Genomic DNA, 25,061 nt, shown 5'->3' on the forward strand with positions numbered 1-25,061 from the left:
TGGTTTTTTTTTGAAAAAAAAGTTAAAAAAATTCCTGGCAATTCATTGATTTTATTCGTTCAAAAAAATAGAAAGGGATTCATTCTAACTTCCCTTATAAAATTTCTAAATTTGTTTCGCTAAGATAATTCTGTTTTAAGGAACAGCTCAATAGTTTGAGTGAATCGTATAAAATGAAATATTGAAAATAATTTTCACAAAAGAATATCCCATAACATGATTGACGAGAAGAATGCAAATAAATTAATTGAAGGTGAAGATTTCTATTTTACACCCGAAGGCTACAAATGCTTTACAGAAAAACACCATTTAAAAAGAGGGTATTGCTGTAAAAGCAGCTGTCGCCATTGTCCGTATGGTTTTGATAAAAATACAGGAACCAATAAAAAGTAAGCGGTGTTCAGTCGAAGTGGTGAGTTTCATTGAGTGAATAAAACACATTTACAGCAACACAAAATACATCCATAAAATGACTTTTCAAGAACAAATACAACAAGGAATTCCATCGGATTTACCTAAACCAAGGACATACGAAACAGAAATCAATCACGCACCAAAGCGTAAAGAAATCCTTTCGACAGAAGAAAAAAAACTGGCCTTGCGAAATGCTTTGCGCTATTTCGAACCTGAACATCATCCTGAACTAATAAAAGAATTTCGACAAGAACTGGAAACATACGGCCGTATATACATGTATCGCTTTCGTCCTGATTATGAAATGCGTGCGCGCCCAATTGATGAATATCCTGGAAAAAGCGAACAGGCCAAAGCGATTATGTTGATGATTCAAAATAATTTAGATTACGCAGTTGCACAACATCCGCATGAATTGATAACCTATGGCGGCAATGGAGCGGTTTTTCAAAACTGGGCACAGTATTTATTGACGATGCAATACTTATCAGAAATGAGCGATGAGCAAACATTGACGATGTATTCCGGGCATCCAATGGGATTATTTCCTTCGCATAAAGAAGCTCCGCGAGTTGTTGTGACAAACGGAATGGTAATCCCTAATTATTCTAAATCGGACGACTGGGAAAAAATGAATGCTTTAGGCGTTTCTCAATATGGGCAAATGACTGCCGGAAGTTACATGTATATTGGCCCGCAAGGAATTGTACACGGAACAACTATTACGGTTTTGAATGGTTTTCGTAAAATAAAACGCAGTCCAAAGGGCGGCTTATTTGTCACTTCCGGTTTGGGCGGAATGTCTGGCGCACAACCTAAAGCTGGAAATATTGCCGGTTGCATCACCGTTTGTGCCGAAGTAAATCCCAAAATAACGCACATTCGCCATAGTCAAGGATGGATTAATGAAGTCATTGAAAATATTGATGCATTGGTAAAAAGAGTCACTGTAGCGAAAGCCAATAAAGAAATTGTCTCCATCGGATATCTTGGAAATGTAGTAGACGCTTGGGAAAGATTTGACCAGGAAAATATTCATATCGATTTAGGATCAGATCAAACTTCGCTTCATAATCCTTGGGCCGGCGGCTATTATCCAGCTAACATTTCCTTTGATGAAGCTAATGAAATGATGGCTACCGATCCTGATTTATTCAAAATAAAAGTACAGGAAACATTACGAAGACACAGTGCTGCTATCAATAAACACACTGCCAAAGGAACGTATTTCTTTGATTATGGAAATGCTTTCTTACTGGAAGCTTCCCGTGCCGGTGCTGATGTCATGGCGGAGAATCATATCGATTTCAGATATCCAAGTTATGTACAGGATATTATGGGACCCATGTGTTTTGATTACGGTTTTGGTCCTTTCCGATGGGTTTGCGCTTCGGGAAAACCAGAAGATTTAGCCAAAACAGATGTCATTGCTTGCCGGGTTTTGGAAGAAATGGCCACAACAGCTCCCGAAGAAATTCAGCAACAAATGCAGGATAATATTCATTGGATAAAAGGCGCACAGGAAAACAAATTAGTTGTAGGTTCACAAGCCCGAATCCTTTATGCTGATGCTGAAGGACGTGTAAATATTGCGGAAGCATTTAATCAGGCTATTGCTAAAGGCGAAATAGGAACCATAATTTTAGGTCGCGATCACCATGATGTTTCTGGCACCGATTCTCCATACAGAGAAACTTCAAATATCTATGACGGCTCTCGTTTTACCGCCGATATGGCGATACAGAATGTCATTGGCGACAGCTTCCGTGGCGCCACTTGGGTCTCCATTCACAATGGCGGAGGCGTGGGCTGGGGAGAGGTAATTAACGGCGGATTTGGTATGGTTCTTGATGGCTCAAAAGAAGCGTCAAGACGTTTAGCATCAATGCTTTTCTGGGATGTTAACAACGGAATTTCCCGAAGAAGCTGGGCGCGAAATGAAGGTGCATTATTTGCAATTAAAAGAGCGATGGAGACACAACCTTTGTTGAAAGTGACCATCCCTAATAGAGTAGCCGACAATTTGTTGGATTTTTAAGAATTTGAACGTATCTTTAATAAACATTTAGTAATCAAATATTTAAACCATGAAAGCAATTAAACTCCTTCCCGTACTTCTACTTTTCGTAATTGTATCATGCACTTCCGTAAAAGTATACTCCGATTATGATAATAATGTGGATTTTACTCAATACAAAACGTATGCTTTTCATAAAAAAGGCATCGATCGAGTTGAAATTTCAGAACTGGACAAGAAAAGAATACTCAATGCCATAGACACCGAATTAAGCAGAAAAGGAATGACCAAAAGTGAAAATCCAGATTTGCTGATTAATATACTTACAAAAGAGAGAGAAAGAATTGACGTAAACCAATACAACGCCGGTTGGGGCTATGGTTGGGGTTGGGGATGGAATCCTTATTTATGGGGAGGTCGCAGCACTTATGTTACCTCATCAACGGAAGGAACATTGTACATTGATTTAATTGATGCAAAGAAAAAAGAATTGGTTTGGCAAGGCGAAGGGATTGGCTATTTGACTGAAAACCGCAACGAAAAAGAAAAACAAATCAACGAATTTGTTGCTAAAATTTTAGAGCAATTCCCGCCGAAAGCGAAATAGTTTCCCATCAGATTCAAACATAAAAGCTTACCTTTGCGTAGGCTTTTTTTATACCCGATCATGACATTACAAACCGACATTACTTCGCTCGAAGATATTAAATTACTGGTTGACACTTTTTATTCCAAAGTTCAAAAAGACGAATTTATTGGACCTATATTCAACGAAAAAATAGGTAACCGCTGGCCAGAACATTTAGAAAAAATGTATCGTTTTTGGCAAACTATTTTACTCGAAGTTCATTCTTATTCCGGAAGCCCATTTCCGCCACACAAACAATTACCAGTTGCTAAAGAACATTTTGACCGTTGGATGGAAATTTTCATGGAAACCACTGACAGCTTATTTTCGGGTCCATTAGCTGAAGAAGCTAAACTTCGCGCAAAAAATATGGCTGAAATGTTTAATTACAAAATTGACTACTTCCGCAATCTTGAGAAAAATCAAACGAATAATTCATAGTTATACCGTGGCTTTTTAAGCCAAAATATCTTTCTTTTTGCAAACAGCAACACATTCTTTTATGCGCAATTTATTATTACTTGTCGTTTTACCTATTCTTCTTTTTTCTTGTTCCAATTTAAAGCAAACGGCTGAAAACAAACCAACTCCGCGTTTAAAATTAATAAGCTCCGTTGAAATTCCTTTTCATGAAACGTTTCAGAATACAAAAGTGGGCGGTTTATCCGGAATCGATTATGATGCGAAAAATGATTTGTATTATCTGATCAGTGATGATCGATCGGTGTTCAGCGATTCAAGATTTTATACTGCAAAAATTCGTTTGCTCGAAAATAAGGTAGAAGGTATCGATTTCCAAAGTGTCAGCACTTTAAAAAATGAGACCGCTAAAGTTTTTGGCAATTGGAACACCACGCCAAATACTTCAGCAGATCCGGAAGACATCCGATTCAATCCAAAAACGAACACTTTGGTTTGGAGTAGCGAAGGCGCACGAGTTATAACTGCAGATAAAGAAGTTTTACAAAATCCGTCCCTAAATTTTATGGATTTAAAAGGTGATTATATTGGAAATATAACCTTACCAGAAAATTTAAAAATGCAAAAATTAGAAAAAGGCCCGAGAAATAATGGCACTTTAGAAGGGATAACTTTTGACAAAAAGTATAAAAATATCTATACCAACATTGAAGAACCTTTATTTGAAGACGGCAACCAAGCCAGCACCAGCAAGGGCGGTTTGATTCGATTGTATCAATTTAATACCAAAACAAAAAAGAATACCGCGCAATATGGTTACCAACTAGAACCTATTGCTCGTGAACCTAATCCGAAAGGAGCTTTTGCCGTGAATGGCGTTTCGGCAATTCAGTATTACGGCAAAAATCAGTTATTGGTTGTGGAACGTTCTTATTCTACCGGTACACAAGCCTGCACGGTGAAAGTATTTTTGTGCGATTTAAAAAAAGCAACTGATGTAAAAAACTACAGCTCTTTGCAAAATCAAAAAATTGAATTGGCTTCTAAAAAGTTAGTTCTAAACATGGATGATTTGGGGATCTTTATTGATAATATCGAAGGACTTACTTTTGGTCCAAAATTGTCAAATGGTACTCCATCCATTATTTTCGTTTCGGATAATAATTTTTCAGATAAACAAAAAACGCAGTTTTTGGTGTTTGAGTTGGTGGAGTAAAACAATATATTTTTAACAAAACTAAATCCGTACCAGTTTTGTTGCGGATTTTTTTGTTTGTAAACATTATGTATTTGACATTAATTCTCTCTACACTCCTAATTTCGACTTTGTTAATAACTTACTCGTAATCTTTTTCTTAAAATGGATAACTTAGCAAGAATTAAAAAAAATCAATCAATTTTTATATGTCAAAAAAATTACAGCAAAAGGAGTATGTTATAAAAATTCCAGTGTTTACTTCTGATAGAATTGAACGAACAGATCATATCTTTAGCGGTATTACTTACCAAGAATTCATAAACAATGCTAAATCAAAGATTGAAAAACATAACAAAAATGAAAGTTCTGTAACTTCTGATAAAAGGAATAAAATTATTAAAAGAGAAATTGGTAATATTCAAATTATCGAAAATTCATTTGACACTACCCCTTACCTATTACTCAAAATTTCTGCATATAACACGAATTTAGAAGGCTGTTTAATTACTCCCAGTGAAATCCATCAACTTGAAAATAATGACAAAATTGGTAGTGAAAATAATTTTGTTATGCTGTATCCAAAAATAATTGGGACTGAAAAACAGTCAATATTTTGGGTAATACTAGTTTATGATGACCCGAAGAAAGATAGTTACGACATTATTAGTACCGCAAAGTTAGTCCTTACTAAAATTCTAAATCAACCAATAAAATCTGTAAAATTGCCAGCAGTATTGAAGGAAATTAAAGAAAACAAAATTCTTCCTCAAATCAAAATGCAATTAAATGCAATAAGTTTTGACGAAAGTACTGTTAATCCAAAATTCGAAAAATATAGGACCAATTCTAAATTGACAAGAAAAGAAGAATATGATTTTTTAAACATGCCTTTTAAAGAAATTGAAGAATTAATCCGAAGTCCTTTTAATGAATTCAAGCAACGAATAATAAAACTAATCGTATCTAAAAAGGAATATAAAATAACTCAAGAACATAAAGCAGATGCACAACATGGTTTCAATGACCTCGTTGAACAAATATTTAACATGTCTACAATAATCTATGAAGACGAATTAGAAAAATTATATGAAAATGATTTTGTAACTTTAAAATTAAAAACAGTTCTAGAACACTACTTAAAGAACGGAGATGAATGAGTCTTTTATAAATATTTTAAATGATTTTTTAAATCTATTCCTAGTGATATTTGGTATCGCTATTACTCTATTTACTGTGATTTATTCGTTTATAATTAATAAAAAAGATGAATTAAACAAAGTACTAGAAAGCATTAATAATGGAATTACTTCTCCTTTAATAGATCAAAAAAGATATTTTACAATTTCACAAATAAAGAGATATAAAAAAATAAATACACACTTGATAATAATAACAACCTCATCTATATCACTTTATATAATTAGTTTTATTACTAATAGAATTTTACCAAATTTTGATTTTAAAATAATTATGTTTTACTGCATTTGTATTATTACTACAATTTTATTTATTTACATTTTGATTATAATAACGAAAGTCATTTTTCATTACAAAAAAAACACTAAAATTTAAAATTACATTAATTCCCTGATAGTTGTAATATTTTCGAATCTTGTTTAAAAATCACAATTTTTATTTTAGTGCAATCGTAACGTTTGCAATAAAGATTTTATATTTATTTGCATTTTTTAGTGAGATTGCTTCGTTCCTCGCAATGACTGATCACAGTTTAGTCATCTTGAATAAAACTAAATCTCAAATCAATCCCCAACTCTCCTAGCCCCGAGTGAAATGGAAAGCTTTTTGCGAAAGCCGTTTTGGTTTTTCTTGTTGCTGCAGAGCGACCAAAGGAAGCTCCTGCGGGAACACTAGAAAAACAAACGGGTTTGCAAAAACTTGCAATGAAAAGCGGGAAATAGCTCCTGAAATTTGTACTTTTGCAGTAGAACTACAATGTTTTCGATATGAACTCAACCATAGAAAGCAATCCGTTATTAGACAGATTGCCAAAGCACTTAAAACAATTCATTAAACCTCAGGATTACAGCGATTATACGCCTATAAATCAAGCGGTTTGGCGTTATGTGATGCGCAAAAATGTAGCTTATTTATCAAAAGTGGCGCATAGCTCCTACCTGGAAGGATTGAAAAAAACGGGAATCGAGATTGACAACATTCCGAGTATGTATGGCATGAACCGTATTTTGACTGAAATAGGTTGGGCAGCGGTTGCGGTGGACGGATTTATTCCACCAAATGCTTTTATGGAATTTCAGGCGTATAATGTGCTTGTAATTGCTTCTGACATTCGTCAACTAGAACATATAGAATACACGCCTGCTCCGGATATTATTCACGAAGGCGCTGGTCATGCGCCCATTATTGCCAATCCGGAATATGCTGAATACCTGCGTCGTTTTGGAGAAATAGGCTGCAAAGCGATTTCTTCTCACAAAGATTACCAAATGTATGAAGCCATCCGACTGCTTTCTATCTTGAAAGAAGCCGAAGACACCCCGCAAGCCGATATTGATTCTGCCGAAAAAGCGGTGGAAGATTTGCAGAATAACATGGGTGAATTATCGGAAATGGCGCAAATAAGAAATCTGCATTGGTGGACCGTGGAATATGGTTTGATTGGAACTATCAACAATCCAAAAATTTATGGGGCTGGACTACTTTCTTCCATTGGAGAAAGTGCTTGGTGCATGACGGATAATGTGAAGAAAATCCCTTACGACCTGTCTGCAGCGAACCAGAGTTTTGACATAACAAAACTGCAACCACAACTTTACGTCACTCCAGATTTTGCTTATTTAAGCTTGGTTTTGGAAGAGTTTGCCAATAAAATGGCATTGCGTACCGGAGGATTATCGGGAATCAATAAGCTAATCCATTCCAATGCTTTAGGAACGATTGAACTGAGTACTGGAATTCAGATTTCGGGCGTTTTTACCAATGTTATTGAAGAAGAAGGAAAACCTGTTTATATACAAACTACAGGAAAAACAGCGTTGTCATACCGTGAAAAAGAGTTAGTGGGTCATGGAACAGCTAAACACGCCAAGGGTTTTGGAAGTCCAATTGGAAAACTCAAAGGAATAAATCTTGCGATTGAAGACATGAGTCCAAGAGATTTAAGCGCTTATTCTATCACTGAAAGTGAAACCGTAACACTTGAATTTGAGGGAGATATTACCGTAAAAGGAGAAATTATCACCGGATCAAGAAACCTGCATGGAGAAATAATTTTAATCAGTTTAAAAAATTGTACCGTGACCCACGGAGAAACTACTTTGTTTCAGCCGGAATGGGGAATTTACGATATGGCTGTTGGTAAAAAAGTGATTTCTGCTTTTTCAGGTCCTGCTGATGTAATAAGTTTTGATATGATTTCGCATGTTCCAAGCAGTAAAACCATTAAAGCAAAACATACCGCAGAGCGTGATGATTTGGAGGTTTTATACCAAACAATTCGAAATATTAGAGAAACCAAGGATAAGGAAACCTCTTTGGCACCAGTTTTTGAAAAATTACGAGATAATCATCCAAACGATTGGTTATTAACTATTGAAATCATGGAACTATTAAAAGATAGAAATGAACCGCAATTACGACAGGAAGGATTAGTTTATCTCGATCAATTGAAAGTAAAGAGGTCCGAAGTAGCCCACTTGATTGCTGGTGGTCTGGATTTGATTTTTGATAAAGAGAAAGCTTAGTTTTCCAATTTAGGTTTGTCAAATCGAGCGCAGTCGAGATTTTTTAATAGGCTTAAACAGCTATAAAAATGGTTTCGACTGCGCTCAACCTGACAAAAAAACTATTACAATTTTATTTTTTGTCCAAAATCTTTCTCGCTTTCGATAACTTTTCCTTCGTATTGTAATTTCCAGCCCATTGTATTGGTCAGAATTAATATTTTCGACAATTCACTTATCAATCGATTTTGAGCATTTGACTTCAAGGTCGATTTTTCGATTTTCTTAGCCAGATTCGCTTTAACCGATTTATTGATTTTATTGTAATCATCGCCCGTAAATGGATTTAATTTACTTTGTTCGACGTTGTAAAACTGAATATCAGGGCTGATTTTTATTTCTTCTTTTGGAATGCTAATAATAGTGATTGTTTTATTTTTTTCATCAATATCGTATTTCATTTTGTGTAAATCATACGCAACGGTTACATCAGCATTAACAATCACTAATGCTTTTTTCTCGAAAGAAAGCATATCCAACAAATATTTCTGTTGATTCTTATAGGTAATCACTTCCGAGAAATGACCCTCGGTAACTACCAATTTACCAACGTTTAGAATTTGTTGTTGAATGAGATTAGTATTGTAACTGATGTCTTCATCATCTTTTTTCTTAAAATCGCAGTATTTGAATAATAAAAATATTCCACCGATAACTGCTATTGCAATAAGTATTCTTCTTAACATAATTAAAATTTCATAAATAAATATTCTGACTCCAATTTAGTGATTTTTTCTCTGACTTTAGACTCAAATTTCAAATGACTTTCAGAATTCGGATTAAAAGGCCTGTGCGAAAGACTTTTTTGAATACCTTCCACTTCATCCATCACATTATAAGCAGTTTCAGAAATCGTAGTTTCCTTAAAGCGTTTCCAAATATAATCGATCGCCACTTGATTGGGATGCAACATATCTTCGGCATAAAAACGGTAGTCCCGAAGTTCATCCATCATGATTTCGTAAGAAGGAAAGTAATCAGTATTAATTTTGTAGTGTTCAGTAATTAAAACACTGTGAATAGCGGAAACCAAGTTAGCTTTGCTCCACTGATTTTCTACAAATCCATCTTTGATGTGACGTACCGGCGAAACCGTGAAAATAAGGGTGCAATCTGGATTTACAACATGAATTAACTTTACTGTATTTGCAATACTTTCCTCTATTTCTTCAACAGAAAGTAATTCTTTCTTGAACTGTTTTTGCGGCACTTTATGACAATTCGCAACAATAAAATCACTTTCTATATTTCGATAAATCCACGATGTTCCATACGTGATGATAATATGTGTCGATTCGGTTATGTGTTGATTTGTTGATTTGATTAGTGCATTTAAGGATGATAATAAATCCTCTTTACTTGAATTACTTAAATCCGAGTGCACGTCAAAACAATGCCAACGATCATTGTAAAAAAAAACATCGTTTTCTGTAAATTGTTTTCCAGAAACAGCAAAATCGATCAGTTTTTCAATTGCCAATGGATGAAATAAAATACCAAATGGATTAGAGCTATTTTGAAACTTAAAGTAGTCCAGTTTCGCTGCCATATTTACCGCGAAACAAGATCCCAAAGACATAATTTTAGAATTATAATCTATAGGACAATTACTTTTAGGAATGGGAATTGGAGTTCTGAATTGCATTACTTTCTATTTGCTACAAATTTCAGTAATTTTAGCGAATTAAATGATATTTAGTTCTTTTTTCATTGGCATAAAAAACCCCTTTAAAGTTTTAAACGTTGAAAGGGTTGCCATAAAATAAATGTTTCCATTAGTAGAAATATTGTGTTTTTAAATAACCAGTGTTCCCATTAGCAAAAATTGCAGTTTCTGAAACCCGTTCTTTTGGATAATTTTCCAAATCGTAAGTATAAAAGCTTTTATACATAATAGCTGATGACGATATTTGGTCATCTTTTGAAACAGTTGTAATCACTGTGCTAATTAAAGTATTATTTAGCGAAATTTTTTCGTTTTGATTTAATAATTCTCTGAACCCCGTAACATTAATCATGGGATTTTTCTCAACATCATAATCATAGCTTACGCTGTAATTCGAGATAACTCCGGCGTTAACATTGTCTAATATTCGATCGTCTTTGATCAAATTTTCATTTTCAAAATACAATATTCCGTGAAATTCTTTTACCTGCTGATTCGTTGAAATAATCGTAAATCTTTCATAAGATACCGTTTTATCGGAATTACGAATGTACTTGATTCTGTAATTACCTAAAGATTGAACTAGGGACAACTTACCTTTTAGATAACTGTATTCAATAGTTTCCAGAAGCTGATTTTTTTTATTTAGCGTTTGCATTTTTGTAATCAAACCATCGGTATAAGTTAAATCAGTACGTTTCTCAGCCCCTTCAATACTCACGATTTCATTGCCATTGTAACTGAATAAAGTTGTTTCTGAAGTCCCTTCTTCTGAAGTTTCAACAACTTTCTTCAATAATTTTACATTATCTTCCAAATCATTGGAACACGAAAATTGTGTCAATACAAAAACCAACAAGACCCAAAGTAGAACTATTTTATTTTTCATAATAAACTTATCGCTTCTACCATTTAATTTTTGGCACAAAAGATTTCAAGTTTACACAAATATAATTTCCGCTACAATGTTCATCGTTATAATCCCTACATTTCGGTTAAACTACTACTTTTGAAACTAATTCTAATGCCTCATAAGGATACTAAAACAAGGAATTGTAGTTAAAAAAATACCCTTTTAGAAAATAATTCTAAAAGGGTTTTTATAATTAAAAATAAATTTGTTCTATTTTACAAACTCAATCGCTTTATCCAAAGCTTGCTGAATTCCAGCTACATTCTTCCCTCCTGCTGTCGCAAAGAACGGCTGCCCGCCGCCGCCGCCTTGGATAAATTTACCCAATTCACGAACCACTTGTCCTGCATTTAGGTTTTTCTCCGCAACTAATTCTTTAGAAATATAACAAGTTAACATTGGTTTTTCCTCGTCGGCTGTAGCCAAAACAAGAAACAGGTTATTCCCTAAATTCCCTAGTTCATACGCTAAATCTTTGGCTCCTTCTGGATTCAAATCGACTTGCTTTGCCAAGAATTGAACACCGTTTATTTCCTGAATTTCAGCAATCAAACTCGCTTTCAAATTTTTAACTTTATCTTTTACCAAAGACTCAATTTGCTTAGCCAATTTGGCATTTTCTTCTTGCATCGAATGAACGGCTTTCAAAATATCCTGAGGATTTTTCAAGGCTGCTTTTACTTCATTCAATGTATTTTCATGCGATGCAAAATGTGCTTTTACCGCCGCACTTGTAATCGATTCGATACGACGAATTCCCGCCGCAACAGCACCTTCAGAAACGATTTTGAAATGCCAGATTTCAGCCGTGTTTTTTACGTGAATTCCACCGCATAATTCCATGCTTTCGCCAAATTTAATCGCACGAACCTCATCTCCATATTTTTCTCCAAACAACGCCATTGCACCTTCTTGAACTGCTTGCGCAAAAGGAATGTTTCTTCTTTCGATAAGTGGTAACTGCTCTTGAATTCTTGCGTTTACAAAATCTTCCACTTGTTGCAATTCGGTTTCTGTCATTTTAGCAAAATGAGAAAAGTCAAAACGCAAGTAGTTTGGATTTACTAAAGAACCTTTTTGTTCAACATGCGTTCCCAAAATACTTCTCAATGCTTGATGCATCAAGTGTGTCGCCGAGTGATTTCTAGAAGACAAGCTTCTCAAGTCCTGATTCACTTTGGCCACAAAACCAGCGTTTACATTCTCTGGCAATTGTTTTGTAAAATGCAAAATCAGGTTATTTTCTTTTTTAGTATCGATGATTTCGATCGTTTCATTGGCAGAAATCAAGGTTCCTTTATCTCCCACTTGTCCTCCACCTTCTGGATAAAATGGTGTGTTATCTAAAACGATTTGGTATAAAACCCCATCTTTTTTACTGTCCACTTTACGAATACGAGTGATTTTTACATCACTTTCAGATTGATCGTACCCAACAAATGTTTCTACATTTCCAGGTATTAAAACCGACCAATCTTCGGTTGAAACTTCTGATGCTGCGCGAGAACGTGTTTTTTGTTCTTGCATCGAAGCGTTAAAACCAACTTCGTCCAGTTCAAATCCTTTTTCTCTCAGAATTAATGCAGTCAAGTCAATAGGAAATCCAAAAGTATCATACAATTCAAATGCTTTTGATCCTGCTACCGTTTTTCCTTTTTCATATTCAATAACTTTATCCAGCAATTGCAAACCTTGATCTAAAGTCCTCAAGAATGATGCTTCTTCTTCACGAATTACATTTGTAACCAATTGTTGTTGCGATTTGATTTCCGGAAAAAATTCACCCATTTGATTCGCCAAAACTGCTACCAATTGGTTGATAAACGGTTCTTTTGTATTCAAGAACGTAAATCCGTACCGAATAGCACGACGCAAAATTCGACGAATTACATAACCTGCGCCTGTATTGGATGGCAATTGCCCGTCGGCAATAGCAAAAGCTACGGCACGAACGTGATCGACCACTACACGAATAGCGATATTGGTTTTATTTTGCTCTTCGCTTTCTTCGACTTCGCTTAGAGTGACATCATTTGGTGTGTATTTTAATCCTGTAATTTGTTCCACTTTTTCAATAAGTGGTGTAAAGACATCAGTGTCATAATTAGATGTTTTTCCTTGTAATGCCATACACAAACGCTCAAATCCCATTCCGGTATCAACGTGTTTTGCAGGTAACTTTTCCAGAGTACCATTTGCTTTACGGTTAAATTCCATAAACACATTGTTCCAGATTTCCACTACTTGCGGATGGTCATTGTTCACCAAACTTTTTCCTGACACTAACGCTTTCTCGTCAGCAGAACGAATGTCAACATGAATTTCTGAACACGGTCCACAAGGTCCTTGGTCTCCCATTTCCCAGAAATTATCTTTCTTGTTTCCAAGAATAATTCGGTCTTCGTCAATTAGTCCCTTCCAAATATCCCAAGCTTCCTGATCAAATGGTACATTTTCTTCTTTATTTCCTTCAAAAACGGAAACATATAAATTTTCTTTGGGGATTTTATAAACTTCTGTCAAAAGTTCCCAAGCCCAGTTGATGGCTTCTTTTTTGAAATAATCACCAAAAGACCAGTTGCCTAACATTTCGAACATGGTGTGGTGATAGGTATCAAAACCTACATCTTCTAAATCATTATGTTTTCCTGAAACACGAAGGCATTTTTGCGTATCGGCAATTCTATTGCTTTTTGGAGTTCCGTTGCCCAAAAAATATTCTTTGAACTGCGCCATTCCTGAATTGTTGAACATCAAGGTTGGATCATCCTTTAGAACTATAGGTGCTGATGGAACGATTAAGTGCCCTTTTGATGCGAAAAAATCCAGAAATTGTTTACGTACGTCTTGTGATTTCATTTTTTTAATTTAAATATTTAAAGATTCAAAAATTTAAAGATTATTTAAAATTGAAATTTTCAATCTTAAAATCATTAAATCTTTTAATTTCTTTTGCCCCAGATAGCAGTGAAAAGCTTCGAGATTTATACCTCTATTTTTTCTTGAAGTGGCAGAGCGACCGTAGGAAGCTCCTGCTGGCTCATTAGAAAAAAAGAGGTATAAACGAGAACTTGCAACGAATAGCTGGAACAGGCACATTATTTTATTTATTCCTAAAAAAAAGGTGTAACAAATGAAACATTTCTTAAATTTGTTCGTCTAACCTTTTACAGTGTGCAAAAATAGGGTATTTTAAAATATGTCGAAAGTAAAATATTATTACGATTCCGAAAATCTAGCTTACAGAAAAATAAAGACACAAAAAAGAAGAAAATTTGGTGTTATTATCCTGTTTTTATTGGCATCGGCGTTATTTGGTTTTTTGAGTTTTGTAATTTTATTGAATACTCCTTATTTTGAAACGCCAAAAGATCGTTTGCAGGCGCGTGAAATTGAAAATTTGAGATTGAATTATGCCATTTTAAATAAAAAAATGGATCAGCTAAATGACGTTGTTGATAATATTGAAGATCGGGATAATAATTTGTATCGTGTGTATTTCAACAAATCCGCTATTCCGGATTCTGTTCGGAAAGCGGGATTCTCAGGAAAAAACAGGTATCAATTATTAGAGGGTTACGACAATTCACAGTTGGTTATCAATACCACGAAAAGGATCGATGTCCTGAGCAAAGAATTGTCGATTCAGTCCAAATCACTGGATGCGATTTTAAAATTGGCAGAAGCCAAAAGTGATTTTTTGTCAGCTATTCCTGCCATTCAGCCAGTACGAAATGAAAATTTAAAACAAATGGCCTCTGGTTTTGGATACCGAACGGATCCTTTTACAAAAGCACGAAAAATGCATGAAGGCATGGATTTTACAGCTAAAACTGGATCTCCCATTTATGCCACGGGCGACGGAGTTGTAGCAAAAGCAGACAATACAGCCTCAGGATATGGAAATCATATTGTTATTCGGCATGGATTTGGATACGAAACTTTGTACGCACATTTGAGCAAATACAAAGCGAGAGCGGGACAACGCATAAAACGAGGCGATGTTATAGGATATGTGGGAAGCACGGGAAGATCCGAAGGGCCGCACTTGCATTATGAAGTTCATAAGGATAAAAAAGTAGTAAATCCGCTTAATTTTTATTACGGAAATATTTCGGCAGTAGAGTATGTCGTCATCGCACAATTGGCGAACCAAGAGAATCAATCATTAGACTAATGCAAAAATAGTGTTCAGTATTCGGTTGGCAGTGTTCAGTGAGAAGATAAAAAACAGTATTCAGTGACTAATTCAACTGGACAAAAAAAATAAAAAAACATGCACATTGAACTTTCTAAAGACAAAAGATATCACAGCATTGGCGAAGTAGCCAAAGCATTTGACGTGAATGCATCGCTGATTCGTTTTTGGGACAATGAATTTGATATTTTGAAACCAAAAAAGAATGCTAAAGGCAATCGAATGTTTACTCCGGAAGACATCACTAATTTACAATTGATTTATCATTTAGTGAAAGAAAGAGGTTTTACGCTGGAAGGTGCCAAAACCCATTTGAAAGAAGGACAAAAGAAGACATTGGATAAGTTTGAAATTATTCGGAAACTAGAAACCATTCGCACACAATTAACAAATATTAAAAACGAACTTTAGAAATATCAATTGTTTTTCTAAAAAACAAATTAAAAATAAAAACTAAATATTAAACATTAAATTAAATAAACATGAGAAGATTTTTGCCTTGGATTATCGGAGCAGTTGTAATTTTTGTAATTTACAGCTGGGTGAAAGGAATTAACAATACTGCGGTAACGTTAAACCAAAATGTTGAACAATCTTGGGGTGATGTCCAAACTGCGTATCAAAGAAGAAATGACCTTATTGGAAACTTGGTAAATACTGTAAAAGGTGCTGCCGATTTTGAAAAAAGCACATTGACGGCAGTTATCGAAGCTCGTTCTAAAGCAACATCAGTAAATGTTGATCCTGCCAATATTACTCCGGAACAATTAGCAGAATTTAACAAAGCACAAAGTGGCGTTTCATCAGCATTATCAAGATTATTAGTAACTGTTGAAGCATATCCTGAATTGAAAGCGAACCAAAACTTTTTGAAATTACAGGATGAATTGGCGAGTACAGAAAATCAAATTCTAACCGCGAGAACGCGTTTTAATGAAGCGGTAAAACCATATAATTCTCATATTAAAACATTTCCAAACAGCTTATTTGCGGGATTGTTTGGATTTAAAGAGAAAGCATACTTTACTGCAGTTGAAGGTGCAGATAAACCCGTTGAAGTAAAATTCTAATCTAAAAAGCAATGTCAAAAGTAGAGGATTTTTTAACCAAAGAAGATGAACAAAAAATTGTTGAAGCTATTCGTATGGCTGAAAAAAATACTTCTGGCGAGATTAGAGTTCATATAGAAAAAACAACTTCCATGGATGCGTATGATCGTGCCATGGAAGTTTTTCATGAACTAAAAATGGATGAAACCGAACTTCAAAATGGTGTTTTGATTTACTTAGCTGTTGAAGACAGACATTTTGTAATTTGTGGTGACAAAGGAATTAATGATGTTGTTCAAGATGATTTTTGGAACTGTACCCGAGATATTATGGTAGCAGAGTTCAAAAAAGGAGATTTCAAACAAGGTCTTATTGACGGAATTACCAGAGCCGGAGAGCAATTGCAGAAATATTTCCCTTTTCTGGAAGGCGACACAAATGAATTATCAAACGAAATATCTAGAGGATAATGTTATTACAAAAAAAGAATACTATAATTTTCCTAAAGCTGTTTCTTTGTTTGTTATTCACACAAATTGGCTTTGCGCAGCTTACCATTCCTGAAAAACCAACTTTACAGACTTCTGTTTATGATTATGCGAATGTTTTAAGCGCAAAAGAAAAAGCGCAACTGGAAGAAAAACTGATAAAATATTCTGATTCTACCACCACTCAAATTGTGATTGTTACTATAGAAACGCTCAAAGGCGAAGATATTGGTATTCTTACACCAAAATGGGGACAAACTTGGGGTATTGGAGGAACAGCAAAAAATGACAACGGCGTTCTAATTTTATTGGCTAAAGCCGAAAGAAAAATATGGATCTCCGCAGGATATGGTCTTGAAGATCGATTAACAGCAGGTATCGGTGGAGAAATTACCCGAAATATTATAATCCCTGAATTTAAATCCGGAAGTTATTACAATGGGCTTGATAAAGGAACCGATGCATTGATCGACGTTTTTAAAGGAAAGTATAAAGGAGAGCGTGTAAAGACGACAAAAGATAAAGGATTTCCGATTTTACCAATTATTATTATTGTCATCATTGTACTAGTGCTGATTGCTCGAAACAAAGGTGGTGGTGGAAATTCTGGCAATAGAGGTGGCGGAATAGGACCTAGTTTATTGGATGTCATTATTCTGAGTAGTCTAGGTAGAAATAGTGGTGGAGGTGGTTTTGGCGGAGGTTCATCGGGTGGTGGGTTTGGCGGTGGAGGTTTCGGAGGTGGATTTGGAGGCGGAGGTTTCTCTGGTGGTGGATCTGGTGGAGACTGGTAGTTTCCAGTTCCTTTTTGATAAAACAAATACTAAAAATCAAAAAATTAAAGGATTTTTTAGATTGCAAATAATTTTTATTTTTAAATATTTGTACTATTTAAAATTCATTAAAAATTAAATCAATTATATAAAATGCTTTCACACAAAGCCAAATACGCGCTAAAAGCACTTTTATATTTAGCGCAACAGGAAGAAACCCATGTTTCTAAAACTTTCGAAATTGCTGAGTCAGCCTCAATCCCTAAAAAGTTTTTGGAACAAATTCTGTTGGATCTTAAACGTGGTCATTTTGTTGGAAGTAAACAAGGAAAATGTGGTGGTTATTATCTTTTAAAATCTAAAAACGATATTACTTTAGCCGATATTCACAGACTTTTTGATGGTGCAATTGCTTTACTCCCTTGTGCCTCATTAAATTTTTATGAACGTTGTTCAGATTGTGTCGATGAATCTAAATGCCTGTTAAGACACGGATTAATTACTATTAGAGAAGAAACGCTAAAGGCGATGGAAGGCATTACTATAGCTTCTTTAGTACGATAATAAAAAAAATATTTATAAACCCTACTAGTTTTATAGAATTAATTATATATTTGCCTCAAATTTAATTCATCATTAACAATCCAAATTTAAGAGTATGAAAACGCATCAAAGTCAGCTTGCTTTTTTGAATAAGCAATCCCGAAAAAATCTACTAATTGTAATTGAAGAAAAGAGTTCTCAAATGATGTGTATGTGTTAGTAAAAAAATTTAATTTAAATTCTACTAATTACATATAATTTATATAAATGAAAAATTCTGTAAAAAATATACTTACAATACTATCCTTTTTAACTTTCTCAATATCATTTGCACAAAACATTGAAGGTGTCATTACTACAAACCAAAACATTCCATTAGAAGCTGCAAATGTTATCATAAAAGGAACTAACTCCAACACTACTTCAGATTCTAACGGGAAATTTATAATAGACACCAAAAGAAAACTCCCTATAACTCTTTTGGTTCAATATGTAGGATACAAAACTGCAGAAGTAGAAATTATTTCTTTACCAATACCTTCATTACAAATAACGCTCGATGAAGAAAATGCTTTGGTCGAGGTTGTAGTTTCCTCAAGACGCCGAATAGAAAAAGTACAAGATGTACCAATCGCAATATCAGTAATTACAGGAAAACAGGCAGAACAATCTGGAGCTTTTAATGTTAATCGTATAAAAGAACTTGTTCCATCCGTTCAATTATATTCGTCAAACCCCAGAAATACCGGTATTAACATCCGAAGCCTAGGTTCTCCTTTTGGACTTACAAATGATGGAATCGATCCAGGTGTCGGCTTTTATGTTGATGGCGTTTATTATGCACGTCCAGCGGCAACCACTCTAGATTTTATCGATGTAGAACAAATTGAGGTATTGCGAGGCCCGCAAGGATCATTGTTTGGTAAAAATACAACTTCGGGAGCTTTTAACATCACTACTCGTAAACCAAGCTTTACTTCAGGTGCAACATTTGAAATCAGCTACGGAAACTACGCATTTCTCCAAGCCAAAGCATCGATAACGGGTGCATTAGGTAAAAAAATTGCAGGTCGTATCTCTTTTTCTGGTACGCAACGTGATGGCCTGATTGATAACATTGCAACAGGAAAACCTACCAACACCCTCAACAATCAAGGAATTAGAGGACAATTACTTTTTACGCCTTCTGAAAGAACTAATATCATTTTAGCTGCAGATTTTACGGCTCAACGTCCCGACGGATATGCACAGGTAGTTGCAGGTATCGCACCGACACAAAGAGCAGCTTACCGTCAATTTGATGCTATTATTGCTGATTTGAATTATAAACTGCCAAGTTTAAATGCGTTTGATCGTAAAATTGATCACGATACGCCATGGCGTTCAGGGCAAGATATGGGCGGTATATCTCTTAACATAGATACAAAAATTGGAAACGGAACACTTACGGCAACGACAGCTTGGCGTTTTTGGAATTGGGATCCATCAAACGATAGAGATTTTACAGGATTACAAGTATTAACAAAATCGCAAAACCCAACCGTACAGACACAAATAACACAAGAAGTACGTTACGCAGGTCACCTTACCTCTAAATTAAGTGGCGTTGTTGGTGTCTTTTTTATTGACCAAACATCACAAACAGATGGTACTGAAGAATCCGGTAATGCGCAATGGAGATTTGCCCAAAGTACCACCAGTAATTTATGGAAAACACCAAATCTATTTGAAGGTTACGGCATCAAAACGGATGCACGCATTAGAGCTTCCAGTGCGGCAGTATTTGGTCAGTTGGACTGGGCTATAACAGAACGTTTACACATATTACCCGGTTTACGTTATAATTTTGATAAAAAAGATGCGGATTACAGCCGTACAACATACGGAGGACTTCAAACGAATGAGCCAGCCTTGATTGCTTTGAAAAAATTAGTTTATACGGATCAGTCATTTTCATCTAACACAGATAATACTGACCTTTCCGGAAACGTAACCGTTTCTTTTAAAGCCACTGACAAGATTAACGCATATGCGACTTATGCAAAAAGCTACAAACCCGTTGGAGTAAACGTAGCGGGATTACCTACTCTTGCTGGACAGCCAATTCTTGAACTTGCCGTAATTAAACCGGAAGAAGTAAATCATTATGAAATTGGAATAAAAACATCACCGTTTAAAAACGCAATATTCAATTTAACCTTTTTTAATACCGATATCAAAGATTTTCAAACTAATGTACAGGCAGCAGAATTAGGTGTAAATCGTGGATATCTTGCCAATGCAGATAAAGTAAAGGTAAAAGGAGTAGAATTAGATGCCAGTTTTGTAATCAGTAAACATTTTACCATTAATGGTGCAGCGACCTATACAGATAGTAAATATGTTAAATTTACAAATGCACCTCTTCCGTTGGAAGAAACAGGAGCCTCAGTATCCTTCAAAGATGTTTCCGGAACTGCTTTGCCAGGTGCTTCAAAATGGGCAGGATCTTTAGGAGGTGAATTTTCAAACAAAGCAAGATTTTTTGGGAATACGGGAAAAATATTCCTTGGAATTGATTCTTACGCACGTTCTAAATTCTCTTCAAGTCCATCTGCTTCAAAATATTTAGTAGTTCAAGGTTATGCCCTACTCAATGCTCGTTTGGGTTTTCGTGCAACAGATGGTTTTTCTGTACAATTCTGGGGACGTAACCTTTTAAACAAAGATTATTACGAACAACTATTACCTGCCGGCGGAAATTCAGGACAATATGTAGGAGTATTAGGCGATCAGAGAACCTATGGAATTACACTTCGCTATTCATTGTAAACACAATAACTTCGAGAAACATTTAATTTAAAACAGCATTGTTAAAACTTAGGTTTTAACAATGCTGTTTTTACTTTTTCTAAAACATAATTAATAATTTCAACTTATTAAAATACTTAAAAAAAAAGTAACAAAACCTATAGGATTTGTAGACTTTATGTAAATTTGCAAAAATTCAAATAAAACTTCGTGAAAACCATTAGAACCATTATCTTTTTATTTGTATCGGTACTCTGTCAAGCACAAACGGGGAAAAATATAGATCATCAAAGTATCGTTTGGTCGCGCTATTACAATCAATTGCTCTTAAATAATAAATGGTCTTTGCATTCTGAATTTGACAACCGGCTTTTTATAAAACCAATACAAAGGAATTTATATGTAGTTCGCGTTCAAGGACGTTATAAAATCAATGATTATTTAGAGACCGGTGGTGGCTTTGCTTATTTCTCTGTTGACACACAAGTCCAAGAAACAAACAATGATTTTAACATACCTGAATACCGAGGACAACAAGATATTACGTTGAAAATAAACGTGAGGCAAGTAACATTGATGCAACGGTTTCAAATAGAAGGGCGATTTATTCACAATTCCAATAAGGAAGAGTTGTTGCCAGGCAGCGCATTTTCGTGGAGATTTAGATACCGACTTCAAGGTGATTATACTTTTTGGAGAAAAGAAAAACAATTATTAAAAGCAGTAGTATCCGATGAAATAATGTTCAATTTTGGAGAAAAAATCATCAAAAATACGTTTGATCAAAATAGAATTTATGCCGCAATACATTATGGCATGAATACCAATTTAGCATTTGAACTAGGTTATTTAAATAGCTTCCAAAGACGAGTTGGAGGAGTCAACTACTTCAACAGAGACATCATTCGATTTAGTATTTACCATAAAATAAAAATCCAAAAAAAGGGTTAAATTGGATTGACAATCCGTAATCGATTGTAAGATTACAAGAAAGAAATAATCAGTATTACTTTAAATATTGATTGTCAATATATTAACGTAATATTTGCAATTCATGGCGTAACTTTAGTAAAAAGATATGACCATGAAAAATTTTGCAATTAAACTCGTTTGGTTCACTACCATTTATGTTTTTGTATTTGCCGGTTTATGTCAAACTAATGTTGGTTTACCGGTAATAATGACCCTATATTGCATTGGTATTCCACTAATACTATTAATGGTCTACACCGTCCTTACCGATGATTATAAAACTACAAAAACGTTTAAAGATTGGTACGGTGATCATCCTATGGAGACTTTGGAAGAAGAAAAAGAAGAAAGCTAATCATTCAAATCCATTTTAACGCAAAAAATCCCGATTGCTCGGGATTTTTTATTAGCCACTATTAAAATTTATCTCACTTTGCTTTTTAAAACAAAATAATGCAACCATTTTGGGAAAAATCGTTTCAGATAAATTCCCATAATTTCTTTACCACCAATATAAATTTCAAATTTTTTAGACTCAACGGCTTTCACAAATTTTTTGGCAAAAACGCTTGTTGACATTCCATTTTGAGTTGCCGCATCGTCTATATTCTGTTTGGATCCGTCTGCCGTCATTGCGTTTTTGGCCACATTCGTTTGAATAAATCCAGGACAAACAAGCGTCACATTGATAAAGTCTTTTTGATGTTCCATTCTTAACACATCAAAAAAACCATGTAAGGCATGTTTTGCACCACAATATCCGGAACGATAGGGCGACCCGAATTTCCCCATCAAACTAGTTACAGTAACAAAATGTCCTGTCTTGTTTTTAATAAAATGAGGTAATAAAGCTTTTGTCAGCGCAACCGTACCGAGATAATCAACTTCGATTAATTTTTTATCGACCTCAAAATCGGTCTCTACAATTAGGGAACGCTGGCTAACGCCACCATTATTGATAAGTACATCCACTTTTCCAAAGGCAGCAACAGCTTTTTCTACATGATTTTTAGCATTGTCAAAATCAACTAAATCAAAAGGTAAAATGATAATTTCTGTGTTTAAACACTTCGATTTTACAGTTTCTAAAGCTTCTCCATTTCGTGCCGAAAGAATCAGTTTGCAATTTCTAGTAGCTAATTCATACGCTAAAGCCTCTCCTATTCCGCTGGAAGCGCCAGTAATCCAAACAACTTTATCGTTTATTGCGTTCATATTTTTTTCCTAAAAATAAAAAAAGTTTATCAAGCTTTTACAAACTCAATAAACTTTCTAATTTAATTATGGAAATAAAGATTATTTCTCTCTGATATAAATATCGATTGGCACTCCTGAAAAGTCCCAGTTTTCTCTAATTTTATTTTCCAGATAACGCTTGTACGGTTCTTTTACATATTGTGGCATATTAGCAAAAAACACAAACTGCGGAGTTGGAGTTGGCAATTGCATACAATATTTAATTTTTACATATTTCCCCTTTGTTGCTGGTGGTGGGTATGCTTCAATCACTTTCAACATGAATTCGTTGAATTTTGAAGTAGCGATACGTTGCTGTCTGTTTTCGAAAACTTTTACAGTAGCTTCTAATGCTTTCAACAAACGTTGTTTCGTTATAGCAGAAACAAAAAGAATAGGCACATCCGTAAACGGCATTAATTCTTCTCTAATTTTAGCTTCATAATCACGAGTTGACATCGTTTCTTTTTCTACTAAATCCCATTTATTCACCAAGATTACAACACCTTTACGGTTTTTCTCAGCCAACCAAAAAATACTTTGATCTTGGCCTTCAAATCCACGGGTGGCATCAATAATCAAAATACAAATATCAGCGTGTTCAATTGCACGAACCGAACGCATTACCGAGTAAAACTCTAAATCTTCTTTTACTTTCGCTTTACGACGAATTCCTGCCGTGTCAACTAAGTTGAATTCGAAACCAAAACGGTCAAATTTAGTATCAATAGAATCACGGGTAGTTCCCGCAATATCAGTAACAATATATCGGTCTTTGCCAATTAACGCATTGATAAAGCTTGATTTTCCAGCATTGGGACGACCTACAACTGCAAAACGAGGCAATACCACTTCTTCCTGTGTTGGCTCTGGTTTTATAGGAAAAGCATCAATCAATGCATCCAATAAATCTCCTGTTCCGCTTCCAGAAATACTGGCAAACGTGTAATATTCGCCTAAACCAAGATTGTAAAATTCAATTGCATCTTTCTCACGCATCGCATTATCCACCTTATTTACAGCAAGTAAAACCGGTTTCGTCACTTTACGCAACAATCTCGCAACGGCATCATCCATTGGGGTAATCCCTTCTTCAACATCAACCACAAAAATGATAACATCAGCCTCATCAATAGCTAATTCCACTTGTTTGCGGATCTCTCCTTCAAAAACATCATCAGAACCACGCACGTATCCGCCGGTATCAATTACAGAAAACTCTTTTCCGTTCCACTCGCTTTTACCATAATTTCTATCACGGGTAACCCCCGATACTGAATCTACAATAGCTTCTCTTCTTTGTATCAGCCTATTAAAAAGGGTTGATTTCCCCACATTAGGTCTTCCTACTATCGCAACAATATTATTCATAATATAAATTCAAATATTTTGCAAAGGTAGTGTTTATAACCATGAATATCAATTTTTTTGATATATTAGCAAACCCTTATCTTTTTAATACTTACAAGTTTACTATTATGGATACTAATAATGAGCTCAGACTTCGCTTACGGTTTTACAAAGATGTTCCGCAAAACATCGATGCCTTGCGAGTTAAATTTGCCAATTATACCCGAATCAAGTCTCAGGATTACTTCGTTAAAATTCGGGGTTATCACATTTGGTTAAACATCAAAGGCCCCAAAAAAGCGTATTGGTCTCCCCATTTGCATTTAGAAATGGAATCAAAAGACCAAAACGAGACTCATATCAGAGCATTATTTGGCCCTGATCCAACCTTATGGACACTTTTTATGTTCTTCCATTTTATTATTGCGGGAATCTTTTTGATTTTTTCGGGAATTGCTTATTCTGATTATGTTCTGAAAAACCCCGTAACATTCGATTTAGTAGTAATGGGATTAATGGTTTTTGCCTGGTTTTTACTATACATTGTAGCCAAACAGATCCGTAGTAACGGCCACAACCAAATGAATGATCTGGAAAACTTATTTATGGAAATTATAGAATCTTAGTTTTTATTTGGAGCAATTC

Annotated in this window: 23 protein-coding genes; 17 read left to right on the forward strand and 6 right to left on the reverse strand. The window is 34.9% G+C overall.

Annotated elements, in window-relative coordinates:
• Positions 1 to 216: 216 nt before the first annotated feature.
• From ACP7AT_RS09605 to ACP7AT_RS09635, 7 genes are all read left to right on the forward strand, one after another.
• Positions 217 to 393 (forward strand): DUF5522 domain-containing protein, encoded by a 177-nt coding sequence (locus ACP7AT_RS09605; RefSeq protein ID WP_426064111.1) that lies wholly within the window; start codon positions 217 to 219, stop codon positions 391 to 393.
• Positions 394 to 469: 76 nt separating this feature from the next.
• Positions 470 to 2,452, forward strand: a complete 1,983-nt coding sequence (locus ACP7AT_RS09610) for a urocanate hydratase (protein WP_426064112.1) — start codon at positions 470 to 472, stop codon at positions 2,450 to 2,452.
• Between the two features lie 49 nt (positions 2,453 to 2,501).
• Entirely contained in the window at positions 2,502 to 3,038 is a 537-nt protein-coding gene (locus ACP7AT_RS09615; protein WP_426064113.1) for a DUF4136 domain-containing protein, read from the forward strand.
• Between the two features lie 60 nt (positions 3,039 to 3,098).
• Positions 3,099 to 3,500, forward strand: a complete 402-nt coding sequence (locus ACP7AT_RS09620; protein ID WP_426064114.1) for a group III truncated hemoglobin — start codon at positions 3,099 to 3,101, stop codon at positions 3,498 to 3,500.
• A gap of 61 nt (positions 3,501 to 3,561) precedes the next feature.
• Positions 3,562 to 4,695, forward strand: a complete 1,134-nt coding sequence (locus ACP7AT_RS09625) for an esterase-like activity of phytase family protein (protein WP_426064115.1) — start codon at positions 3,562 to 3,564, stop codon at positions 4,693 to 4,695.
• A 188-nt stretch (positions 4,696 to 4,883) separates the two neighbouring features.
• The gene (locus tag ACP7AT_RS09630; RefSeq protein ID WP_426064116.1) at positions 4,884 to 5,834 is read left to right on the forward strand and encodes a hypothetical protein; all 951 of its coding nucleotides are present in this window, start codon (positions 4,884 to 4,886) and stop codon (positions 5,832 to 5,834) included.
• 807 nt (positions 5,835 to 6,641) lie between these two features.
• Positions 6,642 to 8,399, forward strand: coding sequence for an aromatic amino acid hydroxylase (locus ACP7AT_RS09635; RefSeq protein ID WP_426064117.1), 1,758 nt, complete (start codon positions 6,642 to 6,644; stop codon positions 8,397 to 8,399).
• Positions 8,400 to 8,503: 104 nt separating this feature from the next.
• Here the strand turns inward: ACP7AT_RS09635 and ACP7AT_RS09640 are convergent, their stop codons facing one another.
• From ACP7AT_RS09640 to alaS, 4 genes are all read right to left on the reverse strand, one after another.
• Positions 8,504 to 9,124, reverse strand: a complete 621-nt coding sequence (locus tag ACP7AT_RS09640; protein ID WP_426064118.1) for a DUF4230 domain-containing protein — start codon at positions 9,122 to 9,124, stop codon at positions 8,504 to 8,506.
• A 2-nt stretch (positions 9,125 to 9,126) separates the two neighbouring features.
• Positions 9,127 to 10,083, reverse strand: coding sequence for a GSCFA domain-containing protein (locus tag ACP7AT_RS09645; RefSeq protein WP_426064119.1), 957 nt, complete (start codon positions 10,081 to 10,083; stop codon positions 9,127 to 9,129).
• 130 nt (positions 10,084 to 10,213) lie between these two features.
• Positions 10,214 to 10,993, reverse strand: a complete 780-nt coding sequence (locus tag ACP7AT_RS09650; RefSeq protein ID WP_426064120.1) for a hypothetical protein — start codon at positions 10,991 to 10,993, stop codon at positions 10,214 to 10,216.
• 234 nt (positions 10,994 to 11,227) lie between these two features.
• Complete coding sequence (alaS, locus tag ACP7AT_RS09655; protein WP_426064121.1) at positions 11,228 to 13,876, reverse strand: alanine--tRNA ligase; 2,649 nt, start codon at positions 13,874 to 13,876, stop codon at positions 11,228 to 11,230.
• A gap of 340 nt (positions 13,877 to 14,216) precedes the next feature.
• Here alaS and ACP7AT_RS09660 point away from each other — a divergent pair, with 340 nt between their 5' ends.
• The 9 genes from ACP7AT_RS09660 to ACP7AT_RS09700 all read left to right on the forward strand — a co-directional run bounded on the left by ACP7AT_RS09660 (position 14,217) and on the right by ACP7AT_RS09700 (position 22,185).
• Entirely contained in the window at positions 14,217 to 15,194 is a 978-nt protein-coding gene (locus ACP7AT_RS09660) for a M23 family metallopeptidase (RefSeq protein WP_426064122.1), read from the forward strand.
• A gap of 99 nt (positions 15,195 to 15,293) precedes the next feature.
• The gene (locus ACP7AT_RS09665) at positions 15,294 to 15,626 is read left to right on the forward strand and encodes a MerR family transcriptional regulator (RefSeq protein ID WP_091202441.1); all 333 of its coding nucleotides are present in this window, start codon (positions 15,294 to 15,296) and stop codon (positions 15,624 to 15,626) included.
• Between the two features lie 71 nt (positions 15,627 to 15,697).
• A complete protein-coding gene (locus ACP7AT_RS09670) occupies positions 15,698 to 16,285 on the forward strand; it encodes a LemA family protein (RefSeq protein ID WP_426064123.1) in 588 nt (195 codons plus the stop codon).
• 11 nt (positions 16,286 to 16,296) lie between these two features.
• Positions 16,297 to 16,734, forward strand: a complete 438-nt coding sequence (locus ACP7AT_RS09675) for a TPM domain-containing protein (RefSeq protein WP_426064124.1) — start codon at positions 16,297 to 16,299, stop codon at positions 16,732 to 16,734.
• The gene (locus ACP7AT_RS09680) at positions 16,734 to 17,546 is read left to right on the forward strand and encodes a TPM domain-containing protein (protein WP_426064125.1); all 813 of its coding nucleotides are present in this window, start codon (positions 16,734 to 16,736) and stop codon (positions 17,544 to 17,546) included. The genes ACP7AT_RS09675 and ACP7AT_RS09680 overlap by 1 nt, the downstream gene beginning before the upstream one ends.
• Before the next feature lie 132 nt (positions 17,547 to 17,678).
• Positions 17,679 to 18,089 carry an RrF2 family transcriptional regulator gene (locus ACP7AT_RS09685; protein WP_426064126.1) on the forward strand — a complete coding sequence of 137 codons (411 nt, stop codon included), beginning with the start codon at positions 17,679 to 17,681 and terminating at the stop codon, positions 18,087 to 18,089.
• 246 nt (positions 18,090 to 18,335) lie between these two features.
• A complete protein-coding gene (locus ACP7AT_RS09690) occupies positions 18,336 to 20,879 on the forward strand; it encodes a TonB-dependent receptor (RefSeq protein WP_426064127.1) in 2,544 nt (847 codons plus the stop codon).
• Positions 20,880 to 21,068: 189 nt separating this feature from the next.
• Positions 21,069 to 21,809, forward strand: a complete 741-nt coding sequence (locus ACP7AT_RS09695; RefSeq protein WP_426064128.1) for a DUF2490 domain-containing protein — start codon at positions 21,069 to 21,071, stop codon at positions 21,807 to 21,809.
• Positions 21,810 to 21,942: 133 nt separating this feature from the next.
• Positions 21,943 to 22,185, forward strand: coding sequence for a hypothetical protein (locus tag ACP7AT_RS09700; protein WP_426064129.1), 243 nt, complete (start codon positions 21,943 to 21,945; stop codon positions 22,183 to 22,185).
• 68 nt (positions 22,186 to 22,253) lie between these two features.
• On the opposite strand, the gene ACP7AT_RS09705 is transcribed toward ACP7AT_RS09700, so the two are convergent.
• Both ACP7AT_RS09705 and der read right to left on the reverse strand, forming a co-directional pair.
• A complete protein-coding gene (locus ACP7AT_RS09705) occupies positions 22,254 to 23,045 on the reverse strand; it encodes an SDR family oxidoreductase (RefSeq protein ID WP_426064130.1) in 792 nt (263 codons plus the stop codon).
• An 81-nt stretch (positions 23,046 to 23,126) separates the two neighbouring features.
• Positions 23,127 to 24,437, reverse strand: a complete 1,311-nt coding sequence (der, locus tag ACP7AT_RS09710) for a ribosome biogenesis GTPase Der (RefSeq protein WP_426064131.1) — start codon at positions 24,435 to 24,437, stop codon at positions 23,127 to 23,129.
• A gap of 107 nt (positions 24,438 to 24,544) precedes the next feature.
• Here der and ACP7AT_RS09715 point away from each other — a divergent pair, with 107 nt between their 5' ends.
• Positions 24,545 to 25,042 (forward strand): hypothetical protein, encoded by a 498-nt coding sequence (locus ACP7AT_RS09715; protein WP_426064132.1) that lies wholly within the window; start codon positions 24,545 to 24,547, stop codon positions 25,040 to 25,042.
• Positions 25,043 to 25,061: the final 19 nt, after the last annotated feature.

The sequence above is a fragment of the Flavobacterium sp. DSP2-3-1 genome, assembly GCF_049896865.1.
Classification (GTDB): Bacteria; Bacteroidota; Bacteroidia; order Flavobacteriales; family Flavobacteriaceae; genus Flavobacterium.

Coding starts and splice junctions, on each gene's coding strand:
- ACP7AT_RS09700 (WP_426064129.1), top strand. CDS start 21,943: ATGAAAAATTTTGCAATTAAACTCGTTTGGTTCACTACCATTTATGTT.
- ACP7AT_RS09705 (WP_426064130.1), bottom strand. CDS start 23,045: ATGAACGCAATAAACGATAAAGTTGTTTGGATTACTGGCGCTTCCAGC.
- ACP7AT_RS09625 (WP_426064115.1), top strand. CDS start 3,562: ATGCGCAATTTATTATTACTTGTCGTTTTACCTATTCTTCTTTTTTCT.
- ACP7AT_RS09635 (WP_426064117.1), top strand. CDS start 6,642: ATGAACTCAACCATAGAAAGCAATCCGTTATTAGACAGATTGCCAAAG.
- ACP7AT_RS09680 (WP_426064125.1), top strand. CDS start 16,734: ATGTTATTACAAAAAAAGAATACTATAATTTTCCTAAAGCTGTTTCTT.
- ACP7AT_RS09665 (WP_091202441.1), top strand. CDS start 15,294: ATGCACATTGAACTTTCTAAAGACAAAAGATATCACAGCATTGGCGAA.
- ACP7AT_RS09715 (WP_426064132.1), top strand. CDS start 24,545: ATGGATACTAATAATGAGCTCAGACTTCGCTTACGGTTTTACAAAGAT.
- ACP7AT_RS09630 (WP_426064116.1), top strand. CDS start 4,884: ATGTCAAAAAAATTACAGCAAAAGGAGTATGTTATAAAAATTCCAGTG.
- ACP7AT_RS09610 (WP_426064112.1), top strand. CDS start 470: ATGACTTTTCAAGAACAAATACAACAAGGAATTCCATCGGATTTACCT.
- ACP7AT_RS09675 (WP_426064124.1), top strand. CDS start 16,297: ATGTCAAAAGTAGAGGATTTTTTAACCAAAGAAGATGAACAAAAAATT.
- ACP7AT_RS09660 (WP_426064122.1), top strand. CDS start 14,217: ATGTCGAAAGTAAAATATTATTACGATTCCGAAAATCTAGCTTACAGA.
- ACP7AT_RS09605 (WP_426064111.1), top strand. CDS start 217: ATGATTGACGAGAAGAATGCAAATAAATTAATTGAAGGTGAAGATTTC.
- ACP7AT_RS09690 (WP_426064127.1), top strand. CDS start 18,336: ATGAAAAATTCTGTAAAAAATATACTTACAATACTATCCTTTTTAACT.
- ACP7AT_RS09685 (WP_426064126.1), top strand. CDS start 17,679: ATGCTTTCACACAAAGCCAAATACGCGCTAAAAGCACTTTTATATTTA.
- ACP7AT_RS09650 (WP_426064120.1), bottom strand. CDS start 10,993: ATGAAAAATAAAATAGTTCTACTTTGGGTCTTGTTGGTTTTTGTATTG.
- ACP7AT_RS09640 (WP_426064118.1), bottom strand. CDS start 9,124: ATGTTAAGAAGAATACTTATTGCAATAGCAGTTATCGGTGGAATATTT.
- ACP7AT_RS09620 (WP_426064114.1), top strand. CDS start 3,099: ATGACATTACAAACCGACATTACTTCGCTCGAAGATATTAAATTACTG.
- alaS (WP_426064121.1), bottom strand. CDS start 13,876: ATGAAATCACAAGACGTACGTAAACAATTTCTGGATTTTTTCGCATCA.
- ACP7AT_RS09670 (WP_426064123.1), top strand. CDS start 15,698: ATGAGAAGATTTTTGCCTTGGATTATCGGAGCAGTTGTAATTTTTGTA.
- ACP7AT_RS09615 (WP_426064113.1), top strand. CDS start 2,502: ATGAAAGCAATTAAACTCCTTCCCGTACTTCTACTTTTCGTAATTGTA.
- ACP7AT_RS09645 (WP_426064119.1), bottom strand. CDS start 10,083: ATGCAATTCAGAACTCCAATTCCCATTCCTAAAAGTAATTGTCCTATA.
- der (WP_426064131.1), bottom strand. CDS start 24,437: ATGAATAATATTGTTGCGATAGTAGGAAGACCTAATGTGGGGAAATCA.